This window comes from Mycobacterium sp. SMC-18, assembly GCF_045310895.1.
GTDB lineage: Bacteria > Actinomycetota > Actinomycetes > Mycobacteriales > Mycobacteriaceae > Mycobacterium.
In genome coordinates, this window is record NZ_JBJIAL010000061.1 from 1 (window position 1) to 21362 (window position 21362).

The following is a 21362-nucleotide window of genomic DNA, read 5'->3' on the forward strand; positions in this document are numbered from 1 at the left end:
TCATTTTCGAGAGACCTCGACCTCTATCCCGGCAACGACGCGCCAACCACCTCTACACCCTCATCTGTGAAGAGCCGCTTTTTCGACGCGATCTCGTTCCACCCGTACGAGTTCAACCAGGTCCTGAAGTTCTCGCAGGGTGCCTTGAACCCACTCGCGCCGCTGTACCAGCTGCAGCAAATGCGGGCGATCATGGTGCAGAACGGTGACGGCGACAAGCTGATCTGGGCCACCGAGTACGGCTTCCAGACCGTGCTGGACCAACTCGGCGTCGTCGATCCCACGAGCAACCAGAAGCAGGCCGATTTCATCTCGGACTTCATCACTGCCTGGCGGGCGCTGACCTACACCGGCCCGATATTCATCTACACCACCCGTGACGGCACGCCGGGCACGGACACCGGTTACGGCATCTTCCAGGCGGACTGGACGGCGAAGCTGGCGGTGAAGGTGATCTCGGATGCCATCGGTCTTCCGCCGGTCATCGTCTCGCCGATCGTGGCGCTGGCCCAATTGATACAGAAGGCGCTGGCTCAGGCCCAGAAAGCCTTCGCGTCGTTCACCGCATCGCTGCAGACCGCGGTCAACAACGCCGTCAAGGCGTTCCAGAGCCTGCTGGCGGGCATCTTCAAACCCGCTGCGGCGCAACCGAGTACCACCGCGAGCCTGGCATCCGCCGCCGCCTCGATCAGTGCGGACACCCTCTCGGAGGCCAACCGGGCCGCGACGGAGCTGAAGTCTCAGGTGGGTGGTACGAAGGACACCGCCGACCACGTCAAGGCCGGCGACAAGCCCGAGGCGGGTGACGTCAAGGTGGTCGACGCCGTCGAGCACGAAACCGCGGGAGCGGTCGACCCGAAGGCCGTGGAGACCAAGGTCGAGGATCCCAAGACTGAGGATCCCAAGGCTGAAACCCCGAAGGAAGACACCCCGAAGGCGGAGAGCCCGAAGGCCGAGACCCCGAAGGAAGAAACTCCGAAGGTCGAAACGCCCAAGACGGAGACCCCGAAGGAAGAGACGCCCAAGGCGGAAACGCCGAAGGCGGAAGCGCCCAAAGCAGAAACCCCGCAGTCCGATTCGCCTGCGTCGGCGGAGCCGAAGGCCGCGAACGAATCCAAGAAGCCGGCCAAAGACGCTGCGGCCGAGGGCAAGTCGACCGACGGCAAGGACGGCGACAGGCCGGCCGCCAAGGGCAAGGGCAAGAAGCCGGGCAAGACGAAGAAGCCGGCCCCCGCTGCCAGTGAGCCGTCGAAGCCGACGGGACGGTCGAACGGCGACACCGGTGGCAAGACTTCGCCGGCGGACAGCAAGTCACATCAGCATCAGGGCGCATAACCCGGGTGCGGACGAGGCCTCCCTGGCGTGTCATGCGCCGGGGAGGCCCTCGGGTTTGGCGGCTCAGACCGAATAGATCGGGGCGCCGATCCCGGACATGGTTGCCCGGAGGCGGTGCGCGATATCCCGGTCCAGGGCAACGAGATTCGCGGCGAAGTGCCGGATGTCGGCGGAGTGGTCATCGGCCATGGACTCGCGCGACTCGCGTTCCCTCGCCACGAACCGGTATCTGACCTCGGTCACCGACAGGTCTTCGGAGACGGTGAACTCGTTGGTACGCGCTTCGTCAATTGCGTTGAGCGCCAATCGCTTCACGTCGGACAGCGACGCGGCGCCGGCGTGGGCGATACTCGCGGCGGTCCGTAGTGCGTCGGCCGAGCCACGGACCTTGACCAGGTCGCGCCACGCGATGTCCTGCGCGTTCTCCGCCGCACTGCCTTCCCACGTGGTGCCGCCGGGACGCAGGGTGCCCTGCCAGACGTCGTGGAATGAGTTCTCCCACAGATCGGCGGTCTTGTTCCACTGCGCGGCGGCGTCGACCAGGTGTTGCACATCCCAATCGGTGATCTGTGCCAGCGTCGGCAACTCGAGTTCGGCCATCATGGCTACTCCGCCAATGCTGCCGTGGCCGAGCTGTCGGAGTCGGTATAGGCGCGTCCGGCGGCGGTCAGCGCGGAGACGACAGACCAGATCCGTTCGGCATGTGCGGCGGACGCGGCATCGATGCGCGATTGGATCTCGGCGACGACATCCGCGGTGGACTGACCTTCGGGAAGCAGCGCGCCACTGGTGACGTGTGCGGACAGAGCTTGGGCATGCTGCTCGAGTTGACCGGCAACGGCGAACAGCCCATCAGCAGTGACTCGCAGTGCCCCCATGCCTGCAGTTTAGCGGCGAGCTTTGGTGCCCTCGGTGAGATTCGAACTCACACTGCACGGGTTTTGAATCCGTTTCCTCTGCCAGTTGGGATACGAGGGCGTCGCACCCGTTGATCGGGTGCGGTGTACCACCATAGTTGATGTGATTCTCCGGGCCCGCCGCGCCCCGAGGTCGCTTCATCGGACCGCTCACGCGACAATATGGGGATGACCGGGTCAACATCTGATGTCGCACCGCGCCGTGTCCTCGTGGCCGAGGATGAGGCGCTCATCCGGCTGGACCTGGCGGAGATGCTCCGCGAGGAGGGCTACGAGATCGTCGGCGAGGCCGGCGACGGCCAGGAGGCCGTCGAGCTCGCCGAGCAGCTCAAGCCTGACCTGGTGATCATGGATGTGAAGATGCCGCGCCGTGACGGCATCGACGCCGCGTCCGAGATCGCCGCCAAGCGCATCGCGCCTATCGTGATCCTGACCGCGTTTTCCCAGCGTGAGCTGGTCGAACGGGCCCGCGATGCGGGTGCCATGGCCTATCTGGTCAAGCCGTTCTCCATCACGGATCTGGTGCCGGCCATCGAGGTCGCGGTGAGCCGCTTCGGTGAGCTGACAGCGCTGGAGAAGGAAGTCCTGTCGCTGTCCGACCGGCTCGAGACACGCAAGCTCGTCGAGCGCGCCAAGGGCATCCTGCAGACCAAGCAGGGCATGACCGAACCCGAGGCGTTCAAGTGGATTCAGCGGGCGGCCATGGACCGTCGCACCACGATGAAACGGGTCGCCGAGGTCGTCGTCGAGACGCTGGATCCGCCGGCCGCGGAAGCGACAGAACCGTCAGCCGGCTGAGTCCCGCGGGCGCGTCCCGTTAACTCTGTGTTTCCGGCCGCAGCATTTACACAGGTCCGATGAAGACAACGTCGGCCAGCATCGCTCAACAGCGCGTATAGCCGCGCCGTGTTGGTTACTGTCTACGCGAAGCAGCGGATGTCGGCCCCACTTGCGAAGAGTGCAGGCCGCATCCGGTGCCACGTAACCATGACCCGGAGGTGAAGCGTGCGCAGTCGCGTAGCTCGGAATGCTCTTGCAGTCGGCAGTGCCGGTTTGATCGTGTTCGGTCTGGCGGGATGCAGCCAGTCTGATCCGAAGCAGAGCGGCGCGGCCGGCTCGAATCTCAAGATCGTCGAACAGGTGCAGATCGACGAGAACGGCGCCGAGGTCAAGGGCGCCGCCGGCGCGACTCCTGCCGATCCCGCCGGTGACGGCAAGGCCACCTGCCCGCCGGTGAACATCGCCATGGCGGGCGCGCTGAACGGCCCCGACGCCGCACTGGGCATCAACATCAAGGACGGCGTGCAGCTCGCCATCGACAAGCACAACGCGGCCAACCCCGGCTGCCAGGTGACGCTCAAGACCTTCGACACCGAGGGTGACCCACAGAAGGCGACGGGCATCGCGCCGCAGATCGTCGACGACAAGTTCACCATCGGTCTGGTCGGCCCCGCCTTCTCCGGCGAGACCAAGGCCACCGGCACCGTCTTCGACCAGGCCGGCCTCGTCGCCGCCACCGCCTCGGCCACCAACGTGACGCTGAGCGAGAACGGCTGGAAGACCTTCTTCCGCGGCCTGGCCAACGACGGCGTGCAGGGCCCGTCGGTCGCGAACTACCTGAAGAACACGCTCAACTACAAGAAGGTCTGCGTCGTCGACGACAGCACCGACTACGGCCTGGGCCTGGCCACGGCCGTGCGCACCACGCTGGGGCCGGTCGCCGACTCGGCGTGCAACATCTCGGTCAAGAAGGGCGACAAGGACTTCTCGGCGGCCGTCACCCAGATCAAGGGTGCCGCGCCCGACGCGATCTTCTACAGCGGCTACTACGCCGAGGCCGCGACGTTCGCTCAGCAGCTCAAGGACGGCGGCGTCACCGCGACGTTCGCCAGCGCCGACGGCACGAAGGACCCCGAGTTCGTCAAGCAGGGCGGCGAGGCGACGAAGGGCGCCATCCTGTCCTGCCCGTGCGGCCCGGCGAGCAAGCAGTTCGCCGAGGAATACACCAAGAAGTTCGGCCAGGAGCCCGGCACGTACAGCACCGAGGGCTACGACCTGGGCACCATCCTGGTCAAGGGCATCGACTCGGGTGCCGTCACCCGGCCCGCGCTGCTGGACTTCGTGACCAAGTACGAAGGTCAGGGCGTGGCCCGCAAGTACCAGTGGAACAACAAGGGTGAGCTGACCACCAACCTGATCTGGATCTACAAGGTCCAGTAGGAACCTGCAGACGACGACGCGTCCGGACCCCGTGCCGGGCGCGTCGTCGTTCCTGGACTCTCACCACCGCGATAACCGAGGAGCCGCCACCCGATGACACCCGACTGCGTCGGCCACTACGTGTGCACCGCGGCCAACATCAATTTCAACGTCGACAACCTGGTGAACGGGTTCTGGCAGTTGACGATTGACGGGTTGTCGTGGGGTGCGATCTATGCCCTCGTCGCCGTCGGCTACACCCTGGTGTTCGGCGTGCTGCGACTGATCAACTTCGCGCACTCGGAAATCTTCATGCTCGGCATGTTCGGCGCGTACTTCGCGCTGGAGATCATTCTCGGGTTCAAGCCCAGCGGAAACGCCTACAACCTGGGCGTCGGGTTGACGATCTTCTACCTGGGCGTCGCCATGGTGGTCGCGATGCTGGTCTCCGGCGCCGCGGCCGTCGGGCTGGAGGTGGTGGCCTACCGGCCGCTGCGCCGCCGCAATGCGCGCGGGCTGACGTTCCTGATCACCGCCATCGGCATGTCCTTCGTCCTCCAGGAATTCGTGCACTTCGTGCTGCCGAAGATTCTGAAGGGTTTCGGCGGCAGCAATGCCCAGCAGCCGATCATCCTGGTACAGCCCAAGACTCAGTTCACACTCTTCAGCGCGAACATCTCGAACGTCACCATCGTCATCGTCGTGGCCGCCATCGTGCTGGCGCTGCTCACCGACATCGCGCTCAACCGCACCAAGTTCGGCCGCGGCATCCGCGCCGTCGCGCAGGACCCGACGACCGCCACCCTCATGGGCGTGTCCCGGGAGCGCATCATCATGACGACGTTCCTCATCGGTGGCCTGCTGGCCGGCGCCGCGGCACTGCTCTACACCTTGAAGGTGCCGCAGGGCATCATCTACTCAGGCGGTTTCCTGTTGGGTATCAAGGCCTTCTCGGCCGCGGTGCTCGGCGGTATCGGCAACCTGCGGGGTGCCCTGCTCGGTGGGTTGATCCTCGGCATCATGGAGAACTACGGCCAGGCGTTCTTCGGCACCCAATGGCGCGACGTGGTGGCATTCGTCCTCCTCGTGCTGGTGCTGTTGATCCGTCCCACCGGGATACTCGGTGAAAGTCTCGGGAAGGCACGCGCATGAGCGGGCAGCATCGAAACGACGGCGTCGCCCGCTACCTGCTGGCGCCCGGCGACCAGATCCGCCGATGGTGGGATCAACAGTCGAGACCGGCGAAGTGGTCCTTCGGCGTTCTCGTGTTCGTTCTGGTGGCGTACCTGCCGCTGCACACCCCGTCGTTCCTCAACACACCCGGCATCAGCTTCGGCGGCACCATGGCGCAGTTCGCGATGGTGGCGATCATCGCGATCGGCCTCAATGTCGTTGTGGGCCAAGCCGGATTGCTCGACCTCGGCTATGTCGGTTTCTACGCCGTCGGCGCCTACACCGTCGCACTGCTGACCAGCCCCGACAGCCCCTGGAACCAGGTCGGGGTCGACGGGTTCCTCGACAAGGACTGGGCCTGGCTGGCCTGCGTCCCCCTGGCCATGGCGGTCACCGCCATGGCCGGCCTGGTGCTGGGCATCCCGACACTGCGGTTGCGCGGCGACTACCTCGCCATCGTCACGCTCGGGTTCGGCGAGATCATCCGGCTCCTGGCCGACAACCTCTCCGACCTGACCAACGGTGCCCGCGGCCTCAACCAGATCGCCTATCCGCGACTGGGGGAGACGGACAAACTCCCGACGGGCGTGTTCTCGAGCGGTAACTCCGCCGGCGCCGCGAACTACGGCACGTGGTGGTTCTGGCTGGGGCTGGTGCTCATGGTCGGCATCCTCCTGCTCGTCGGCAACCTGGAACGCAGCCGCGTCGGGCGGGCGTGGGTCGCCATCCGCGAGGACGAGGACGCCGCAGAAGTCATGGGTGTCAACACGTTCAAGTTCAAGCTGTGGGCGTTCGTCATCGGCGCGGGCATCGGCGGCCTGTCGGGCGCGCTGTATGCCGGTCAGGTGCAGTACGTCGCGCCGCCCACCTTCAACATCATCAACTCGATGCTGTTCCTGTGCGCGGTGGTCCTCGGCGGGCAGGGCAACAAGCTCGGCGTGATCATCGGCGCGTTCATCATCGTGTACCTGCCCAACCGGCTGCTCGGAGTGCACTTCCTCGGCATCAATCTCGGCGACCTCAAGTACCTGTTCTTCGGCCTGGCACTGGTGGTACTGATGATCTTCCGGCCGCAGGGCCTCTTCCCGGTACGTCAACAGCTGCTGACCTACGGCAAGGCGGCGCGCGCGCTGCTACGCAACGCCGACGAATCGAAGGCGGCGGCATGAGCGACACGTTCGAGCCCGCACCCGACGAGGAACTCGCCGCCCTGCACCGGGACGTGCAGGTCGCCGAGGGTGAGAAGCTCTTGGCCACAACCGATCTCACCGTCAAATTCGGCGGGCTCACCGCGCTCGACGCGGTGACGTTCGACATCCGGCGTGGCGAGATCCTCGGCCTCATCGGCCCCAACGGCGCCGGCAAGACCACCTGCTTCAACGCCATCACCGGTGTCTACCGGCCGTCGTCCGGATCGGTGATGTTCGACGGCGCGCCGCTCGGCAAGATCAAGCGCCACCAGATCACCCGGCGCGGCATCGCGCGCACCTTCCAGAACATCCGGCTGTGGGGCGAGATGACGGCGCTGGAGAACGTCGTCGTCGGCACCGATGCCCGGCACAAGACGTCGGTCCCGGGCGCGCTGCTGCGCACCGCGCGGCACCGCCGCGAGGAACGCGACGCCATCGAACGTGCCGCGGCGCTCCTGCAATTCGTGGGCATCGCGCACCGCGGTGAGGAGAAGGCGCGGAACCTCTCGTACGGCGACCAGCGCCGGCTGGAGATCGCCCGTGCCCTGGCCACCGAGCCGAAGCTGCTGTGTCTGGACGAGCCCGCCGCCGGCTTCAATCCGAGTGAGAAGTCCGCGCTCATCGAGCTGATCCAGGCGATCCGGGACGACGGCTACACCGTGCTGCTGATCGAACACGACATGCGGCTGGTCATGGGTGTCACCGACCGGATCGTGGTGCTGGAGTTCGGCCGCAAGATCGCCGAAGGCCTACCGGCCGAGATCCGCGAGGACCCGAAGGTCATCGCCGCTTATCTGGGGGTGCCCGATGACCAGCTCTGAGTCCACCGACCTCGACCCGCGGCCCGTGCTGCTGGAGGTCCGTGACGCCGTCGTCCACTACGGCAGAATTCAAGCGCTGCATGGTATTTCGCTCGTCGTGCGGGAGGGCGAACTGGTCACCCTGCTCGGCTCCAACGGCGCGGGCAAGACCACCATGATGCGGGCCATCTCGGGATTGCTGCCGTTGTCGTCGGGCTCGGTGTGGTTCGACGGCGAAGACGTCTCGAAGATGAAAGCGCATCGCCGCGTGACCGCGGGCCTCATCCAGGCGCCCGAGGGTCGCGGCATCTTCCCCGGTATGACCATCATCGAGAATCTCGAAATGGGTTGCTATGGGCGCAAATTCGAGTCCAAGCACCACCACGACGAGCGTCTCGACTGGGTGCTGACGACGTTCCCGCGGCTGGCCGAACGCCGCAGCCAGGCCGGCGGCACGCTGTCCGGTGGCGAGCAGCAGATGCTGGCGATCGGCCGCGCACTGATGGCCCGGCCCAAGGTGCTGTTGCTCGACGAGCCGTCGATGGGTCTCGCGCCCATGGTGATCTCCCAGATCTTCCGGATCATCTCCGAGATCAACACTCAGGGCACCACGGTGCTGCTGGTCGAGCAGAATGCCCAGCAGGCACTGAGCCGGTCCGATCGGGCCTACATCCTGGAGACCGGCGCCGTCACCCGCAGCGGCAATGCCCGGGATCTGCTGAAGGACGACAGCATCCGAGCCGCCTACCTCGGCGTCGCCTGAGCTGGGGCCTACGGCAGCTGTCGCATGATCCTGTCGTGGATATCGTCGCTGAACGCCACGAATCTGACGTCAGTGACGGCGGTGTCGGCGGTGGAGGCCGTCTCGACCGCAATCGTGACCGCGTCGTCCAGCGGCCAGCCATAGATACCCGCGCTGATCAACGGGAAAGCCACGCTCTGCGCGCCGAGTTCGTCCGCGACTTCGAGTGACCGCCGGTAACAGGACCGCAGCAGCTCTGGATCGCGTTGGCCCGCGCGGTAATTCGGCCCGACGGTGTGGATCACCCAGCGTGCCGGGAGGTTGCCCGCGGTGGTCCAGCCGGCATCGCCGGTCGCCAGGCCATGCGGGAAACGTTCGATGCAATCCGCGAGCACAGCGGGCCCACCCGCCCGGTGGATGGCGCCGTCGACGCCGCCACCACCACGCATCGCGTTGTTGGCGGCGTTGACGATCGCGTCGACGTCCTGCTTCGTGATGTCGCCGAGGACAGCGGTGATGCGGGGCATGACTGCAGTATCCGCGTTATTCGTCGATGCGGAACCGCTTGATCCGGGCGGCGCCGCCGGACACCAGCTCGACCCGCGACTTCGGTACGTCGAAATGTTCGGCCAGCACCCGGATCACCGCGGTGTTGGCCTTGCCGTCGACCGCCTGCTCGCGGACGTACACGACCAGCGTGCCGTCGTCGTCGGTCTCGACGAGCGGTCCTTTGCGGCTGCCCGGCTTGACCCGGACCGAGATCATCACTGGTCCACTGTGCAAGAAAGCCCCGGGAAATCGGTAATTTCCCGGGACTTTCCGCACGTTCTGCGGTTCGAGAACTAGCGCGCGACGATCACCGACGAACCGTGGCCGAACAGGCCCTGGTTCGCCGTCACGCCCACGCGGGCACCCTCGACCTGGCGGCCGGTGGCCTGGCCCTTCAGCTGCCAGGTCAGCTCACACACCTGCGCGATGGCCTGGGCCGGGATGGCCTCGCCGAAGCACGCCAGACCGCCCGACGGGTTGACCGGCACGCGGCCACCGATGGTGGTGGCACCGGAGCGCAGCAGCTGCTCGCCCTCACCCTTGGCGCACAGGCCAAGGTGTTCGTACCAGTCGAGTTCCAGCGCGGTCGACAGGTCGTAGACCTCCGCGAGGTTGACGTCGTCGGGTCCGATGCCGGCCTCGGCGTACGCCGCATCGAGGATCTGGTCCTTGAAGACCCGTTCCGGCCCGGCGATGGCCGCGGTGGAATCCGTTGCGATGTCCGGCAATTCGGGCAGGTGCTGCGGGTACTGCGGCGTGACGGTGCTGATCGCACGCACCGATGGCACACCCTCCAGCGAGCCGAGGTGCTTTCGCGCGAAGTCGGCGCTGGCCACGATCAGCGCGGCGGCGCCGTCCGAGGTGGCGCAGATGTCCAGCTGCCGCAGCGGGTCGGAGACGACCGGGCTGGCCAGCACGTCCTCGACCGAAGCCTCTTTGTGGTACCGGGCATTCGGGTTGTTCAGGCCGTGCTTGGAGTTCTTCACCTTGATCTGGGCGAAGTCTTCAGAGGTGGCGCCGTACAGGTCCATGCGGCGGCGGGCCAGCAGGGCGAAGTACACCGGGTTCATCGCACCCAGCAGGTGGAAGCGCTGCCAGTCGGGGTCGTTCTTGCGCTCGCCACCGACGGGGGCGAAGGCACCCTTGGGCGTGGTGTCGGCGCCGATGACCAGCGCTACGTCGCAGAAGCCGGCGAGGATGTGGGCACGGGCGCTCTGCAGGGCCTGCGAACCACTGGCGCACGCGGCGTACGACGACGACACCGGCACGCCGTTCCAGCCCAGCTTCTGGGCGAACGTCGAACCGGCGATGAAGCCGGGGTAGCCGTTGCGGATGGTGTCGGCGCCGGCGACCAGCTGGATCTGACGCCAGTCCAGGCCGGCCTCGGCCAGTGCGGCGCGGGCGGCGACGACGCCGTACTCGGTGAAGTCGCGGCCCCACTTGCCCCACGGGTGCATACCCGCACCGAGGATGTACAACGGCTCAGGCGTACTCACTTCGCGATCTCCCAGGCATAGGTGGTCCGCTCGACACCGTGGGCGTCCGTGTACAGCGGCATGGTGGTCAGTTCCATCTCCATGCCGACCTTGAGATCCGCAGCGAGCGTGCCCTCGACGACCTTGCCCAGCACGATGAGGCCCTCGGCCTCCAGCTGGACGGCGGCGATGGCGAACGGTTCGAACGGATCAGCGGCCGGGTAGGGCGCCGGCGGGGGATACCGGTTCTCGGTGTAGCTCCACACCGTGCCGCGGCGCGACAACGCGACGGGCTCGAGCACGTCGCTGTCACAGGCCGGGCTGGGGCAGTTATTGGCGCGGGGCGGGAAAACGTAGGTCCCGCACTGCGGGCACTTGGCCCCGATCAGGTGCGGCGCACCGTTTTCGTCGGTGTCCCACCAACCTTCAATTGCCGGTTGACTCCCGGCGTCCGTCACTCCTGGCACGAGCTCAGCGTAGCTGCCAATAGGCCGGAAACTGAAACGTGTTGCAGTTTTATCCCGGCAACCGGGAAAAGATTTTGAAGTGTACGAAACGGTTTCGTACACTTCGGTCATGGTTCGAGGGATGGAGCGGGAACAGGCGGTGCTCGCGGCGACAGCCGACTTGCTCGTCGAGCGGGGTTACGCGGCATTGACCATCGACGCGGTCGCGGTGCGGGCAGGTGCCAGCAAGGCGACCATCTATCGCCGTTGGCCGAACAAGGCGCAACTCGTCCGTGCCACGCTCGACGCCGCCGACGCTGCCCGCAACGCGTCGATGCCCGATACCGGGACGCTGCGTACCGACCTGTTCGCCGTGATGGACGCCATCGCTGCGAACGTCGCTGACCCGCTGACGCGCGTCACGGCCGAACTCGCGACGCTCATGCGCCACGACGACCAACTCGCCGAGGCCATCCGCCAGCATCTGGACAAAGAGGAGCTTTCGCCGTTCCACGACGCGCTCCAGCGCGCCATCGCACGGGGTGACATCGCCCCCGACGCCGACGTCGACCTGATCCACGACGTCGCCGAAGCGATGATCCTGCGGCAGATGCACCTCGACCGGCCCGTCGACGCCGCCTTCAGTGCGCGGCTCATCGACGAGGTACTGCTGCCCCTGCTGGGCGGTGCCCGATGAGCGTGGTGATCGCCGGTGCCGGGCCGACCGGACTGACCCTCGCCATCGAGCTGGCGCGCCGAGGCGTACCGGTTCGCGTGCTGGACCGGGCGCCGGCGTTGTTTCCCGGTTCACGCGGTAAGGGACTGCAACCGCGCACCCTCGAAGTGTTCGACGACCTCGGCGTCATCGGCGCCGTGCTCGCGGCCGGCGAGACGTTTCCGCCCATGCGCCTGTACCGCGGCGCCGAGGTGGTCTGGACCAAGCCGATCTACGAACTCCTGGGGCTGCCCGAACTCGCGGCCACGCCGGCCGTGCCGTATCCCTTCACCTGGCTGATACCGCAGTGGCGGACCGACCAGATCCTGGCGGCGCGGTTCGCCGAACTCGGTGGGTTCATCGAATTCGATACCGAGGTAACGGGTTTCGAGCAAGACGGCGACGGTGTGACCGTGCAGACCCGCCGCGGTCCGATCCGCGCCGACTATCTCGTCGGAGCGGACGGCGGCCGCAGCACCGTGCGCAAGGTGTCCGGCGTGGAGTTTCTCGGCGGGGCGCTGACCGAGGAACGCATCATCGTGGGCGACGTCCGGGCGACCGGACTCGACGGCCGGTGCTGCCACCTGCTCACGCGTGACGGTGACCAAACCAAGCGGTTCTCGTTGTGGAACCTGCCGGGTACCGAGCACTTCCAGCTGGTGGTGACGATGGCGCCGGGCGAGGACCCGCCCGCTCTGACTCTGGACGGCATGCGGGAACTGCTGGACCAGCGCTCGGGGCGACGTGATGTCGTGTTGTCGGACCTGCGGTGGATCTCGGAGTACCGCGTGAATCTACTGATGGCACAACAGTTCCGCCTGGGTCGCGTGCTGCTGGCCGGTGACGCCGCCCACGTCCATTCGCCGGCCGGGGGACAGGGCGTCAACACCGGCGTGCAGGACGCCTACAACCTCGGCTGGAAACTGGCCGCCGTGCTGGCCGGCGCGCCCGATGAACTGCTGGACAGCTACGCCGCCGAACGGATGCCGGTGGCGGCCAACGTACTTGCGCTCAGCGGTGCGCTGCACCGCCAGGGCTTCGCCGCGACCGGGCCGGCGCCGTCCGCCATCCATCAGCTGGACATCAGCTACCGGGGCGGGCCCGTGGCGGGTGCGGAGCGCGCGCCGGGCGCGCTACAGGCCGGTGACCGCGCCCCCGACGGCCTGTTGCCCGACGGCCGCCGGCTGTTCGACGTCTTCCGCGGACCGCACTGGACGGTGCTCGAATTCGGCGGAGCAGCAGTCGATTTCGGTGTCCCGCAGGTGTGCCTGAGACCCGGACCCGAATACGACGTGCCGGCCGGCTCCTACGTGCTGGTGCGGCCCGACGGGCACATCGCGGCGATCACGGACCGGGCGGACGCGATCAGTGAGCAGTTGCGCCGCCTCGGGTGCTATTCGCCGTCTCCGTCCGGTACCGGGTGGTGACCCGCGCCAAATCCGCCGGCGCCCGCGACGCCCCCGCGACGTGCATCTCGCGGTTGGCGGCGATGACATCGGCGGTCTCGGCAAGGCGCGCCCGCTCGTAACTGCGCAGCCCGGCGAAGCCGTGGGACGCCAGTTCGTCGGCGAGCACCCGCGCGTCCACGATCGACTGCGATGCCCCGTTGGCCCCGACGGGGTACATCGGGTGGGCGGCGTCACCGAGCAGGGTCACCCGGCCGTCACCCCAGTGCGGCAGGGGGTCCTTGTCGACCATGGGGTAACTGAACACGGCCGGGGTGCGGCCGATCAGCGCGTCCATGTCGAGCCAGTCGAGGTGCCAGTCGGCCACGTGCGGCAGGACATCGTCGGCAGTCGCGGGCGCGTTCCACTTGGCATCGCCCTGTAGTGGGCCGGGCTGCCCGGCGGGGACCTGGAGGACCCAGTTCACCTGGCCACCGCCGATGGGGTACGTGATGAGGTCAACCCCGTTGTCGGCCTTGACGATTGCCATGGTGTGCCCGTCGAGGAACGGCGTGATGTCACAGGCGCCGCGGTACATGGTGATACCGGACGACAGCAAGGGGTCATCGCCCGGGTGCAGGGCCGCGCGCACCACGGAGTTGATGCCGTCGGCGCCGACGAGCGCAGAGCCCGCGACCTCGCCTGCCGCGGTGTCCACGACGACGCCGTCGGCGTGCTGCCGGAATCCGGTGACCCCGCTGCCGGTGCGGACCGCGTCGGCGCCGAGGCGTTCACGCACGGCGTCGAGCAGCATCATCTGCAGCCGGCCACGGTGCACCGACAGCTGCGGATAGGCATCGCCTGCCGCCAGTCCGCGGGGTTCGGTGAACAGCAGGTCGCCGCGGTGGGTGTAGAAGCGGATGGCCGACGGGGCCACCGCCATGGCGGTCAACGCGTCACCGAGCCCGAGCTCGGTGAGTTCGCGGACCGCATGCGGCAGCAGGTTGATCCCAACTCCCAACGGCTGCAGGTCGTGTGCGCGTTCCAGCACGAGCGCGTCGAAGCCGCGCGCGTGCAGCGTCAAGGCTGTGGTGAGGCCGCCGATACCGGCGCCGGCGATGAGTACTGGTGTCATGACTCCAGCCTCGGCGCGGCTGAATCATAAGTCCAATATCGATCTGGTCCACAAACTATAATTTCTGCTTATGGAACTGCGGCAGTTCGAGTACTTCGTCGCCGTCGCCGAGGAAGCCAACTTCACCCGCGCCGCCGAACGCATCCACGTCGCGCAACCCGCGGTCAGCGCCCAGATCGCCCGGCTGGAGCGGGAACTGGGCGAGCCGCTGTTCGACCGCGCCCGGCGAGAGGTCCGGCTGACGGCGGCGGGGCGGGCCGTGCTGCCGCATGCGCGGGCGGCCCTCGCGGCGGCGGCCGACGCGCGCACCGCGGTCGGCGAATTGAGCGACCTCGTGCGTGGCGCCGTCACCATCGGCACGGTCACCGCGCACGACGTCGACATGCCGAGCCTGCTGGCCCGGTTCCACGAGGCCCATCCACACGTCGACATCACGCTCGGCACCGACAACTCGGACGTGCTGATCGAGGGCATCCGCACCGGGCAGTTGGACGCCGCCATCGTCTCCGTCGGTATCGAGCTGTCGGAAGGCCTGGCTGCCGTCGTCGTGACCGATCAGCCGATCGTGGCCGCCGTCGCTCTCGACGATCCGTGGCACACCCGGCGAACCGTGCGGCTGCCCGAGCTCGCCGGCCGCGCCGTCATCGCGCTACCCGTCGGCACCGGCATCCGGCACCAGTTCGACGGGGCGTGCGCGGACGCCGGCGTCGACGTCCACGTCGCGTTCGAGGCGAGCACGCCGCAGGCCCTGGCCGACCTCGCGGCCCGGGGTTTGGGGGTGGCCGTGCTGCCGCAAGCGATGGTCCGCTCGCGCGCCGATCTGCATCTGATCAGGCTGACGCCGGCGCTGCGAGGGCGGCTGGTGTTCGCGTGGCGGGCCGGCGGGCCGATGAGCCCGGCGGCCCGGGAGTTGGTGAACATGGCGCGGCGGTTACTGGCTGTCGGTGGGGCTGAATAGAGTTAGGACCGTGAGCCCCACCGCAACGGACGCCCCGCCCACCAAGCCCACATTGATGCTGCTGGACGGCAATTCATTGGCGTTCCGGGCGTTCTACGCGCTGCCCGCCGAGAACTTCAAGACGCAGGGCGGGCTGACCACCAACGCGGTCTACGGCTTCACCGCCATGCTCATCAATCTGCTGCGTGACGAGAAGCCGACGCACGTCGCGGCCGCTTTCGACGTCTCCCGCAAGACGTTCCGCAAGGAGAAGTACCCGGAGTACAAGGAGGGGCGGGCCGCCACTCCCGACGAGTTCCGCGGCCAGATCGACATCACCAAAGAGGTGCTGGGCGCACTCGGTATCACGGTGCTGGCCGAAGACGGCTTCGAGGCCGACGATCTGATCGCCACGCTGGCCACGCAGGCCGAGGCCGAGGATTTCCGGGTGCTGGTCGTCACCGGTGACCGTGACTCGTTGCAGCTCGTCACCGACGACGTGACGGTCCTGTACCCGAAGAAGGGCGTCAGCGACCTGCACCGCTTCACCCCCGAGGCGGTGGTGGAGAAGTACGGCCTCACCCCGACGCAGTACCCGGACTTCGCGGCCCTGCGCGGCGACCCGAGCGACAACCTGCCCGGCATCCCCGGCGTCGGGGAGAAGACGGCGTCCAAGTGGATCAACCAGTACGGCTCGCTGCAGGCGCTCGTCGACCATGTCGACGAGGTCAAGGGCAAGGTCGGCGACTCGCTGCGGGCCAACCTCTCGAACGTCATCCTCAACCGTGAGCTGACCGATCTGGTCCGGAACGTGCCGCTGGCGCACACCCCGGAGGCGCTGCGGGTGCAGCCGTGGGACCGCGACCGCATCCATCAGCTGTTCGACGACCTGGAGTTCCGGGTCCTGCGGGACCGGCTGTTCGAGACGCTGTCGCCTGTGGAGCCCGAGGTCGAACTCGGCTTCGACGTCCGCGGCGGAGTGCTGGAGCCGGGCACCCTGGCGGCGTGGCTCGCCGAGCACAGCAACGGCAGCCGCTTCGGCATGGCCGTCGCCGGCACCCACAAGGCCTTCGACGCCGACGCCACGGCGGTCGCGATCGTGTCGGCCAGCGGCGAGGGCGTCTACATCGATACCGCGCGGCTGGACGCCGAGGACGAAGCGGCGCTGGCGTCGTGGCTGGCCGATCCCGGCCCGCCGAAGGCGCTGCACGAGGCCAAGCTGGCATGGCACGACCTGCTGGGCCGCGGCTGGACGCTCGCCGGCGTCACCTCGGACACCGCGCTGGCCGCCTATCTGGTCCGCCCGGGGCAGCGCAGCTTCGCCCTCGACGACCTGTCGGTGCGGTACCTGGGTCGTGAACTGCGCGCGGAAAGCAAGGAGGAGCAACAGCTTTCCCTGCTCGACGACCCCGACGAGGTCGACGACGCCGCGGTCCAGGCGCTGATCGTGCGCGCCGCGGCCGTCGGCGATCTGGCCGACGCGCTGGACGTGGAACTCGCCAAGATCGACTCGCTGGCACTGCTCGGCCAGATGGAGCTGCCGGTGCAGCGAGCCCTCGCCGAGATGGAGGACGCCGGCATCGCCGTCGACATCGAACTGCTCGGCCGGCTGCAGAGCCAGTTCTCCGACCAGATTCGCGATGCCGCCGAGGCCGCCTACGCGGCGATCGGTGAGCAGATCAACCTGGGCTCGCCCAAGCAGCTCCAGGTGGTGTTGTTCGACAAGCTCGAGATGCCGAAGACCAAGCGCACCAAGACCGGCTACACCACGGATGCCGATGCGCTGCAATCACTTCTGGACAAGACCGGCCATCCGTTCCTGCAGCACCTGCTGGCGCACCGCGACGCGACCCGGCTCAAGGTCACCGTCGACGGACTCCTGAACGCGGTCGCCTCCGACGGCCGGATCCACACCACGTTCAACCAGACCATCGCGGCCACCGGCCGGTTGTCCTCGACCGAGCCGAACCTGCAGAACATCCCGATCCGCACCGAGGCGGGCCGTCAGATCCGTGAGGCCTTCGTCGTCGGCAAGGGCTTCACCGAGCTCATGACGGCCGACTACAGCCAGATCGAGATGCGCATCATGGCGCACCTGTCGGGCGACGCCGGGCTGATCGAAGCGTTCAACACCGGCGAGGACCTGCACACCTTCGTCGCGTCGCGGGCCTTCGGTGTGCCGAGCGAAGAGGTCACCGCGGAGCTGCGCCGCCGGGTCAAGGCCATGTCCTACGGCCTGGCGTACGGGTTGTCGGCCTATGGCCTGGCATCGCAGTTGAAGATCTCGACCGAAGAAGCCAAGCAGCAGATGGACCAGTACTTCGACCGGTTCGGCGGGGTGCGCGACTACCTGCACTCGGTCGTCGAACAGGCCCGCAAGGACGGCTACACCTCGACGGTGCTCGGCCGCCGGCGCTACCTGCCGGAACTCGACAGCAGCAACCGCAACGTCCGCGAGGCCGCCGAGCGCGCCGCGCTCAACGCGCCCATCCAGGGCAGCGCCGCCGACATCATCAAGGTCGCGATGATCAACGTCGACCGCGCGATGAAGGACGCCGGGCTGAAGTCACGAATCCTGCTTCAGGTGCACGACGAGCTGTTGTTCGAGGTCGCCGAGGGCGAGCGGGAGGCGTTGGAGACGCTGGTGCGCGAGCAGATGGGCAGTGCCTACCCGCTGGACGTGCCGCTCGAGGTGTCGGTCGGCTACGGCCCCAGTTGGGACGCGGCCGCGCACTAAGCGTCGGCGGCAAGCCCGATACCGAGCGCGACGAGGATGCCGCCCATGGCGCGTTCGATGCGCTGACGAATGTGGGTGCGGCTCAAGAGGTTCCGGGCCCGGTCGGCCGCCAGGACGACGCCGACGCACCACGAGGTGTCGATCACCAGCTGAATGGCGGCGAGTACCAGCAGCGTCGGCAGCACCGGCCCGCCGGCCGGCAGGAACTGGGGGAGCACCACGATGCCGAAGGCCGCGGCCTTCGGGTTGGCGGCGATCGACACGAGCGCGGCGCGGAACGCCGCAGCCGGGGTCCGTCCCCGCAGGGGCATGGTCACGGCCATGTCGGTGGGGTGCTTCGCGCTGCGCCAGGCACTGATGCCCAGCCAGATCAGGATGGCGGCACCGACGACGTGTAGCCCCAGCGACAGCCAGTGGTTGGCCGCGAGCAGGATCGAGAGCCCGCCACCGCCGGCCAGCGTCCACCCGCAGACGCCGATCTCGTTGCCGACGACGGCCGCCAGACCGGCCTTGCGGCCGTCGCGCACCGAGCGGTGCAGGAACAGTGCCGTCGCCGGTCCGGGCAGCGCGGCCAGGATCACCGACGCGACCAGGAACGCCGGCAGGACGTCGAGAAGGTGCGCGAGCATGCAAAAAGTATCGCTGACCCGCGCAAGCCGTTAAGTCACGCCGCCCGGTAATTGGTCAGCCACTGCAGCACCGGCGCCTGCGCCCGCGTGGCGGTGAGCCAGTACGCCTCCTCGGCATGCCGCTGATACGTCCGCTCATCGGCCAGCCCGCGGTCGATGCGGTCCCGAACGAACGCCAGCTCGACGACCTGCACGGCGAACTCCTTCACCGATTTACCGGCCGGTGCGCCGCCGATCCGCGTCGCCGTCGCGATCGCGGCCTTGCGGGCGCGCATCGATCCGAGCCACGTCGCCTCGTTGGGGGTGATCAGGCCGGAGGCGATGAGTCCGGGCAGCTTCTCGGCGACCACCCGCTGCTCGCGGCGACGGCCCAGCACACCGGTGACGATGGCGAGGGTGAAGATCGGCACCATCCAGAACAGGTAGACCGCGAAGTAGGCGCCGGCGCCGACGACGGTCGAACCGTTCCACAACATGTGCATGACCACCGCGGCCACGTAGCCGAGTCCGATGTAGAGCACCTTGGCGCCGGCGCCGCGATGTTGCAGCGCGAGGTACACGCCGATGCCGGTCATGCTGGTGAACAGCGGGTGCGCGAACGGGCCCATGATCAGCCGCAGCGCGGCGGTGAGCAGGGAATGCGCGATGGTTTCGCCCATGGCGATGTAGAAGATGTTCTCCAGCCACGCGAAGCCCGCGGCCACGAAACCGGCGTAGACCAGGCAGTCCGTCAGCGAGTTCAGTTCGTTGCGGCGCCGGCCGGTCATCATCAGCAGCAGGAACACGCCCTTGGCGGCCTCTTCGATCACCGGTGCGCCGATGGCCATCGCGGCGAAGCCGTCCTTGCCGAGCAGCGGCGTCGACATGGTTTCCAGGATCACCGAGATGACGACGCTGATCGAGGCGCCCCAGATGAACGCGAAGATCAGCAGCCGCGGAGGTTCGGGCTCCCAGCGGTCGAACCACAGGTAGGTCAGCAGCACCACGGCGGTCGCGATGCTGGCCAGCACGAATCCGATGGTCATGCCGATCGGGTTGGTCAGTGTGGTCAGGATCAGGACGCAGCCGATCAGCACGCCCAGCCCGATGATCACGCCGAGGGGCGCGCCGACCTTGCGGATTCGCCGCGGCATCGGCGCCAGATACGGATATGGCGGCGGCACGGGCGACGGAGCGGGATACACGACACGAAGACTATCGGCGGAACGGCATTCCCCTGCGGTGGAGCAGACCGCGTTTGGCCTGCGTCTACGGGTCTAGTACCCTCGACAAGTACCTGTGTCCACATGGGCTATGGGTGCGCGTGAGACGTCAGGCGGTAACGCCGCGGCGCGTCACGGAAAACAACCAATTTGTCCCTACGATTCAACCTGTCCGGAGCATCCCACCACATGCCAAGTCCCTCCATCACCTCGCCGCAAGTAGCCATCAACGACATTGGCTCGGCCGAGGACTTTCTCGCCGCTATCGACAAGACCATCAAGTACTTCAACGATGGCGACATCGTCGAAGGGACCATCGTCAAGGTGGACCGTGACGAGGTCTTGCTCGACATCGGCTACAAGACCGAAGGTGTCATTCCTTCCCGCGAACTTTCCATCAAGCACGACGTCGACCCCAACGAGGTCGTTTCCGTGGGCGATGAGGTCGAAGCCCTGGTCCTCACCAAGGAGGACAAGGAAGGCCGTCTGATCCTGTCCAAGAAGCGGGCTCAGTACGAGCGCGCCTGGGGCACCATCGAAGAGCTCAAGGAAAAGGACGAGGCCGTCAAGGGCACCGTCATCGAGGTCGTCAAGGGCGGCCTGATCCTCGACATCGGCCTGCGCGGCTTCCTGCCCGCATCGCTCGTCGAGATGCGTCGTGTCCGCGATCTGCAGCCGTACATCGGCAAGGAGATCGAGGCCAAGATCATCGAGCTCGACAAGAACCGCAACAACGTGGTCCTGTCGCGTCGTGCCTGGCTCGAGCAGACCCAGTCCGAGGTCCGCAGCGAGTTCCTCAACCAGCTCACCAAGGGCGCCATCCGCAAGGGTGTCGTGTCCTCGATCGTCAACTTCGGCGCGTTCGTCGACCTGGGCGGCGTGGACGGCCTGGTGCACGTCTCGGAGCTGTCCTGGAAGCACATCGATCACCCGTCCGAGGTGGTTCAGGTGGGCGACGAGGTCACCGTCGAGGTGCTGGACGTCGACATGGACCGCGAGCGGGTTTCGCTGTCGCTCAAGGCGACCCAGGAAGACCCGTGGCGCCACTTCGCCCGTACCCACGCGATCGGTCAGATCGTGCCGGGCAAGGTCACCAAGCTGGTTCCGTTCGGTGCGTTCGTCCGCGTCGAAGAGGGCATCGAGGGCCTGGTGCACATCTCGGAGCTGTCCGAGCGCCACGTCGAGGTCCCGGACCAGGTGGTCCAGGTCGGCGACGACGCGATGGTCAAGGTCATCGACATCGACCTGGAGCGTCGCCGCATCTCGCTGAGCCTCAAGCAGGCCAACGAGGACTACACCGAGGAGTTCGACCCGTCGAAGTACGGCATGGCCGACAGCTACGACGAGCAGGGCAACTACATCTTCCCCGAGGGCTTCGACGCCGACAGCAACGAATGGCTGGAAGGCTTCGAGAAGCAGCGTGACGAGTGGGAGGCCCGGTACGCCGAGGCCGAGCGTCGCCACAAGATGCACACCGCCCAGATGGAGAAGTTCGCCGCGGCCGACGCCGAGGCAGCTGCCCGTCCGGCGACCAGCGGTTCCTCGCGTTCCGAGGAGTCGACCGGTGGCACCCTGGCCAGCGACGCCCAGCTGGCGGCGCTGCGCGAGAAGCTCGCCGGCAACGCCTAAGTAGTAACGAACGAACGCCCCGACTCGCTTGGCGAGTCGGGGCGTTTGTCGTTGCACGGCGCCGAACGTGCAGAAGATGGACAAGATTCGGCGGCAGATTCATACGGTCAAGACAACATCCATTGATTTGGGAGGTTGTCGTGCCCAGTGGGTATCCGCATTCGAAG

At 67.3% G+C, this 21362-nt stretch carries 21 protein-coding genes and 1 tRNA gene; 12 read left to right on the top strand and 10 right to left on the bottom strand.

The window, feature by feature from the left end; all coding sequences use genetic code 11:
• Nucleotides 1-66: 66 nt before the first annotated feature.
• Nucleotides 67-1335: a hypothetical protein gene (locus tag ACJH6J_RS28145; RefSeq protein ID WP_406804869.1), complete on the top strand. Its 1269-nt coding sequence runs from the start codon at nucleotides 67-69 to the stop codon at nucleotides 1333-1335.
• Nucleotides 1336-1398: 63 nt separating this feature from the next.
• Here ACJH6J_RS28145 and ACJH6J_RS28150 read toward each other — a convergent pair whose 3' ends face one another.
• From ACJH6J_RS28150 to ACJH6J_RS28160, 3 genes are all read right to left on the bottom strand, one after another.
• Nucleotides 1399-1938, bottom strand: coding sequence for a hypothetical protein (locus ACJH6J_RS28150; RefSeq protein ID WP_406776207.1), 540 nt, complete (start codon nucleotides 1936-1938; stop codon nucleotides 1399-1401).
• A 2-nt stretch (nucleotides 1939-1940) separates the two neighbouring features.
• Complete coding sequence (locus ACJH6J_RS28155; RefSeq protein WP_318986323.1) at nucleotides 1941-2213, bottom strand: hypothetical protein; 273 nt, start codon at nucleotides 2211-2213, stop codon at nucleotides 1941-1943.
• Nucleotides 2214-2236: 23 nt separating this feature from the next.
• Nucleotides 2237-2313: transfer RNA gene (locus ACJH6J_RS28160), tRNA-Leu, on the bottom strand.
• A gap of 107 nt (nucleotides 2314-2420) precedes the next feature.
• On the opposite strand from ACJH6J_RS28160, the gene ACJH6J_RS28165 reads away from it, so the two are divergent.
• The 6 genes from ACJH6J_RS28165 to ACJH6J_RS28190 all read left to right on the top strand — a co-directional run bounded on the left by ACJH6J_RS28165 (nucleotide 2421) and on the right by ACJH6J_RS28190 (nucleotide 8377).
• A complete protein-coding gene (locus ACJH6J_RS28165; protein WP_212814026.1) occupies nucleotides 2421-3050 on the top strand; it encodes an ANTAR domain-containing response regulator in 630 nt (209 codons plus the stop codon).
• Nucleotides 3051-3257: 207 nt separating this feature from the next.
• On the top strand, nucleotides 3258-4472 hold the full coding sequence (locus ACJH6J_RS28170; RefSeq protein WP_212814028.1) for a branched-chain amino acid ABC transporter substrate-binding protein: 1215 nt from the start codon (nucleotides 3258-3260) through the stop codon (nucleotides 4470-4472).
• A 93-nt stretch (nucleotides 4473-4565) separates the two neighbouring features.
• Nucleotides 4566-5603 (top strand): branched-chain amino acid ABC transporter permease, encoded by a 1038-nt coding sequence (locus ACJH6J_RS28175; protein WP_212814030.1) that lies wholly within the window; start codon nucleotides 4566-4568, stop codon nucleotides 5601-5603.
• The gene (locus ACJH6J_RS28180) at nucleotides 5600-6793 is read left to right on the top strand and encodes a branched-chain amino acid ABC transporter permease (protein ID WP_212814032.1); all 1194 of its coding nucleotides are present in this window, start codon (nucleotides 5600-5602) and stop codon (nucleotides 6791-6793) included. Before ACJH6J_RS28175 ends, ACJH6J_RS28180 begins: the two co-directional genes overlap by 4 nt.
• Nucleotides 6790-7635: an ABC transporter ATP-binding protein gene (locus tag ACJH6J_RS28185; RefSeq protein ID WP_212814034.1), complete on the top strand. Its 846-nt coding sequence runs from the start codon at nucleotides 6790-6792 to the stop codon at nucleotides 7633-7635. Before ACJH6J_RS28180 ends, ACJH6J_RS28185 begins: the two co-directional genes overlap by 4 nt.
• A complete protein-coding gene (locus ACJH6J_RS28190; RefSeq protein WP_212814036.1) occupies nucleotides 7622-8377 on the top strand; it encodes an ABC transporter ATP-binding protein in 756 nt (251 codons plus the stop codon). Before ACJH6J_RS28185 ends, ACJH6J_RS28190 begins: the two co-directional genes overlap by 14 nt.
• An 8-nt stretch (nucleotides 8378-8385) precedes the next feature.
• Here the strand turns inward: ACJH6J_RS28190 and ACJH6J_RS28195 are convergent, their stop codons facing one another.
• The 4 genes from ACJH6J_RS28195 to ACJH6J_RS28210 form a co-directional block, all read right to left on the bottom strand.
• Complete coding sequence (locus ACJH6J_RS28195) at nucleotides 8386-8883, bottom strand: O-acetyl-ADP-ribose deacetylase (protein WP_212814039.1); 498 nt, start codon at nucleotides 8881-8883, stop codon at nucleotides 8386-8388.
• Nucleotides 8884-8899: 16 nt separating this feature from the next.
• A complete protein-coding gene (locus ACJH6J_RS28200) occupies nucleotides 8900-9121 on the bottom strand; it encodes a DUF167 domain-containing protein (RefSeq protein WP_212814759.1) in 222 nt (73 codons plus the stop codon).
• Nucleotides 9122-9198: 77 nt separating this feature from the next.
• Complete coding sequence (locus tag ACJH6J_RS28205) at nucleotides 9199-10401, bottom strand: lipid-transfer protein (RefSeq protein ID WP_053856122.1); 1203 nt, start codon at nucleotides 10399-10401, stop codon at nucleotides 9199-9201.
• Nucleotides 10398-10838, bottom strand: coding sequence for a Zn-ribbon domain-containing OB-fold protein (locus ACJH6J_RS28210; protein ID WP_406776188.1), 441 nt, complete (start codon nucleotides 10836-10838; stop codon nucleotides 10398-10400). The genes ACJH6J_RS28205 and ACJH6J_RS28210 overlap by 4 nt, the downstream gene beginning before the upstream one ends.
• A gap of 118 nt (nucleotides 10839-10956) precedes the next feature.
• On the opposite strand from ACJH6J_RS28210, the gene ACJH6J_RS28215 reads away from it, so the two are divergent.
• Nucleotides 10957-11523 (top strand): TetR/AcrR family transcriptional regulator, encoded by a 567-nt coding sequence (locus ACJH6J_RS28215; RefSeq protein ID WP_212814044.1) that lies wholly within the window; start codon nucleotides 10957-10959, stop codon nucleotides 11521-11523.
• On the top strand, nucleotides 11520-12968 hold the full coding sequence (locus ACJH6J_RS28220) for an FAD-dependent monooxygenase (protein WP_212814047.1): 1449 nt from the start codon (nucleotides 11520-11522) through the stop codon (nucleotides 12966-12968). The genes ACJH6J_RS28215 and ACJH6J_RS28220 overlap by 4 nt, the downstream gene beginning before the upstream one ends.
• On the opposite strand, the gene ACJH6J_RS28225 is transcribed toward ACJH6J_RS28220, so the two are convergent.
• Entirely contained in the window at nucleotides 12907-14061 is a 1155-nt protein-coding gene (locus ACJH6J_RS28225) for an FAD-dependent monooxygenase (protein WP_212814049.1), read from the bottom strand. The genes ACJH6J_RS28220 and ACJH6J_RS28225 overlap by 62 nt on opposite strands.
• Before the next feature lie 70 nt (nucleotides 14062-14131).
• Here ACJH6J_RS28225 and ACJH6J_RS28230 point away from each other — a divergent pair, with 70 nt between their 5' ends.
• Entirely contained in the window at nucleotides 14132-15019 is an 888-nt protein-coding gene (locus ACJH6J_RS28230) for a LysR family transcriptional regulator (RefSeq protein ID WP_212814051.1), read from the top strand.
• A gap of 55 nt (nucleotides 15020-15074) precedes the next feature.
• Complete coding sequence (gene polA / locus ACJH6J_RS28235) at nucleotides 15075-17735, top strand: DNA polymerase I (RefSeq protein WP_406804871.1); 2661 nt, start codon at nucleotides 15075-15077, stop codon at nucleotides 17733-17735.
• Here polA and ACJH6J_RS28240 read toward each other — a convergent pair.
• Both ACJH6J_RS28240 and ACJH6J_RS28245 read right to left on the bottom strand, forming a co-directional pair.
• On the bottom strand, nucleotides 17732-18364 hold the full coding sequence (locus ACJH6J_RS28240) for a LysE family translocator (protein ID WP_406804870.1): 633 nt from the start codon (nucleotides 18362-18364) through the stop codon (nucleotides 17732-17734). The two genes, polA and ACJH6J_RS28240, sit on opposite strands and share 4 nt — an antisense overlap.
• 35 nt (nucleotides 18365-18399) lie before the next feature.
• Nucleotides 18400-19497 carry a PrsW family intramembrane metalloprotease gene (locus ACJH6J_RS28245; protein WP_318986368.1) on the bottom strand — a complete coding sequence of 366 codons (1098 nt, stop codon included), beginning with the start codon at nucleotides 19495-19497 and terminating at the stop codon, nucleotides 18400-18402.
• Between the two features lie 258 nt (nucleotides 19498-19755).
• Between ACJH6J_RS28245 and rpsA the strand changes: the two genes are divergently transcribed.
• Nucleotides 19756-21195, top strand: coding sequence for a 30S ribosomal protein S1 (gene rpsA / locus ACJH6J_RS28250; RefSeq protein WP_061006315.1), 1440 nt, complete (start codon nucleotides 19756-19758; stop codon nucleotides 21193-21195).
• The last annotated feature ends 167 nt before the right edge of the window (nucleotides 21196-21362 follow it).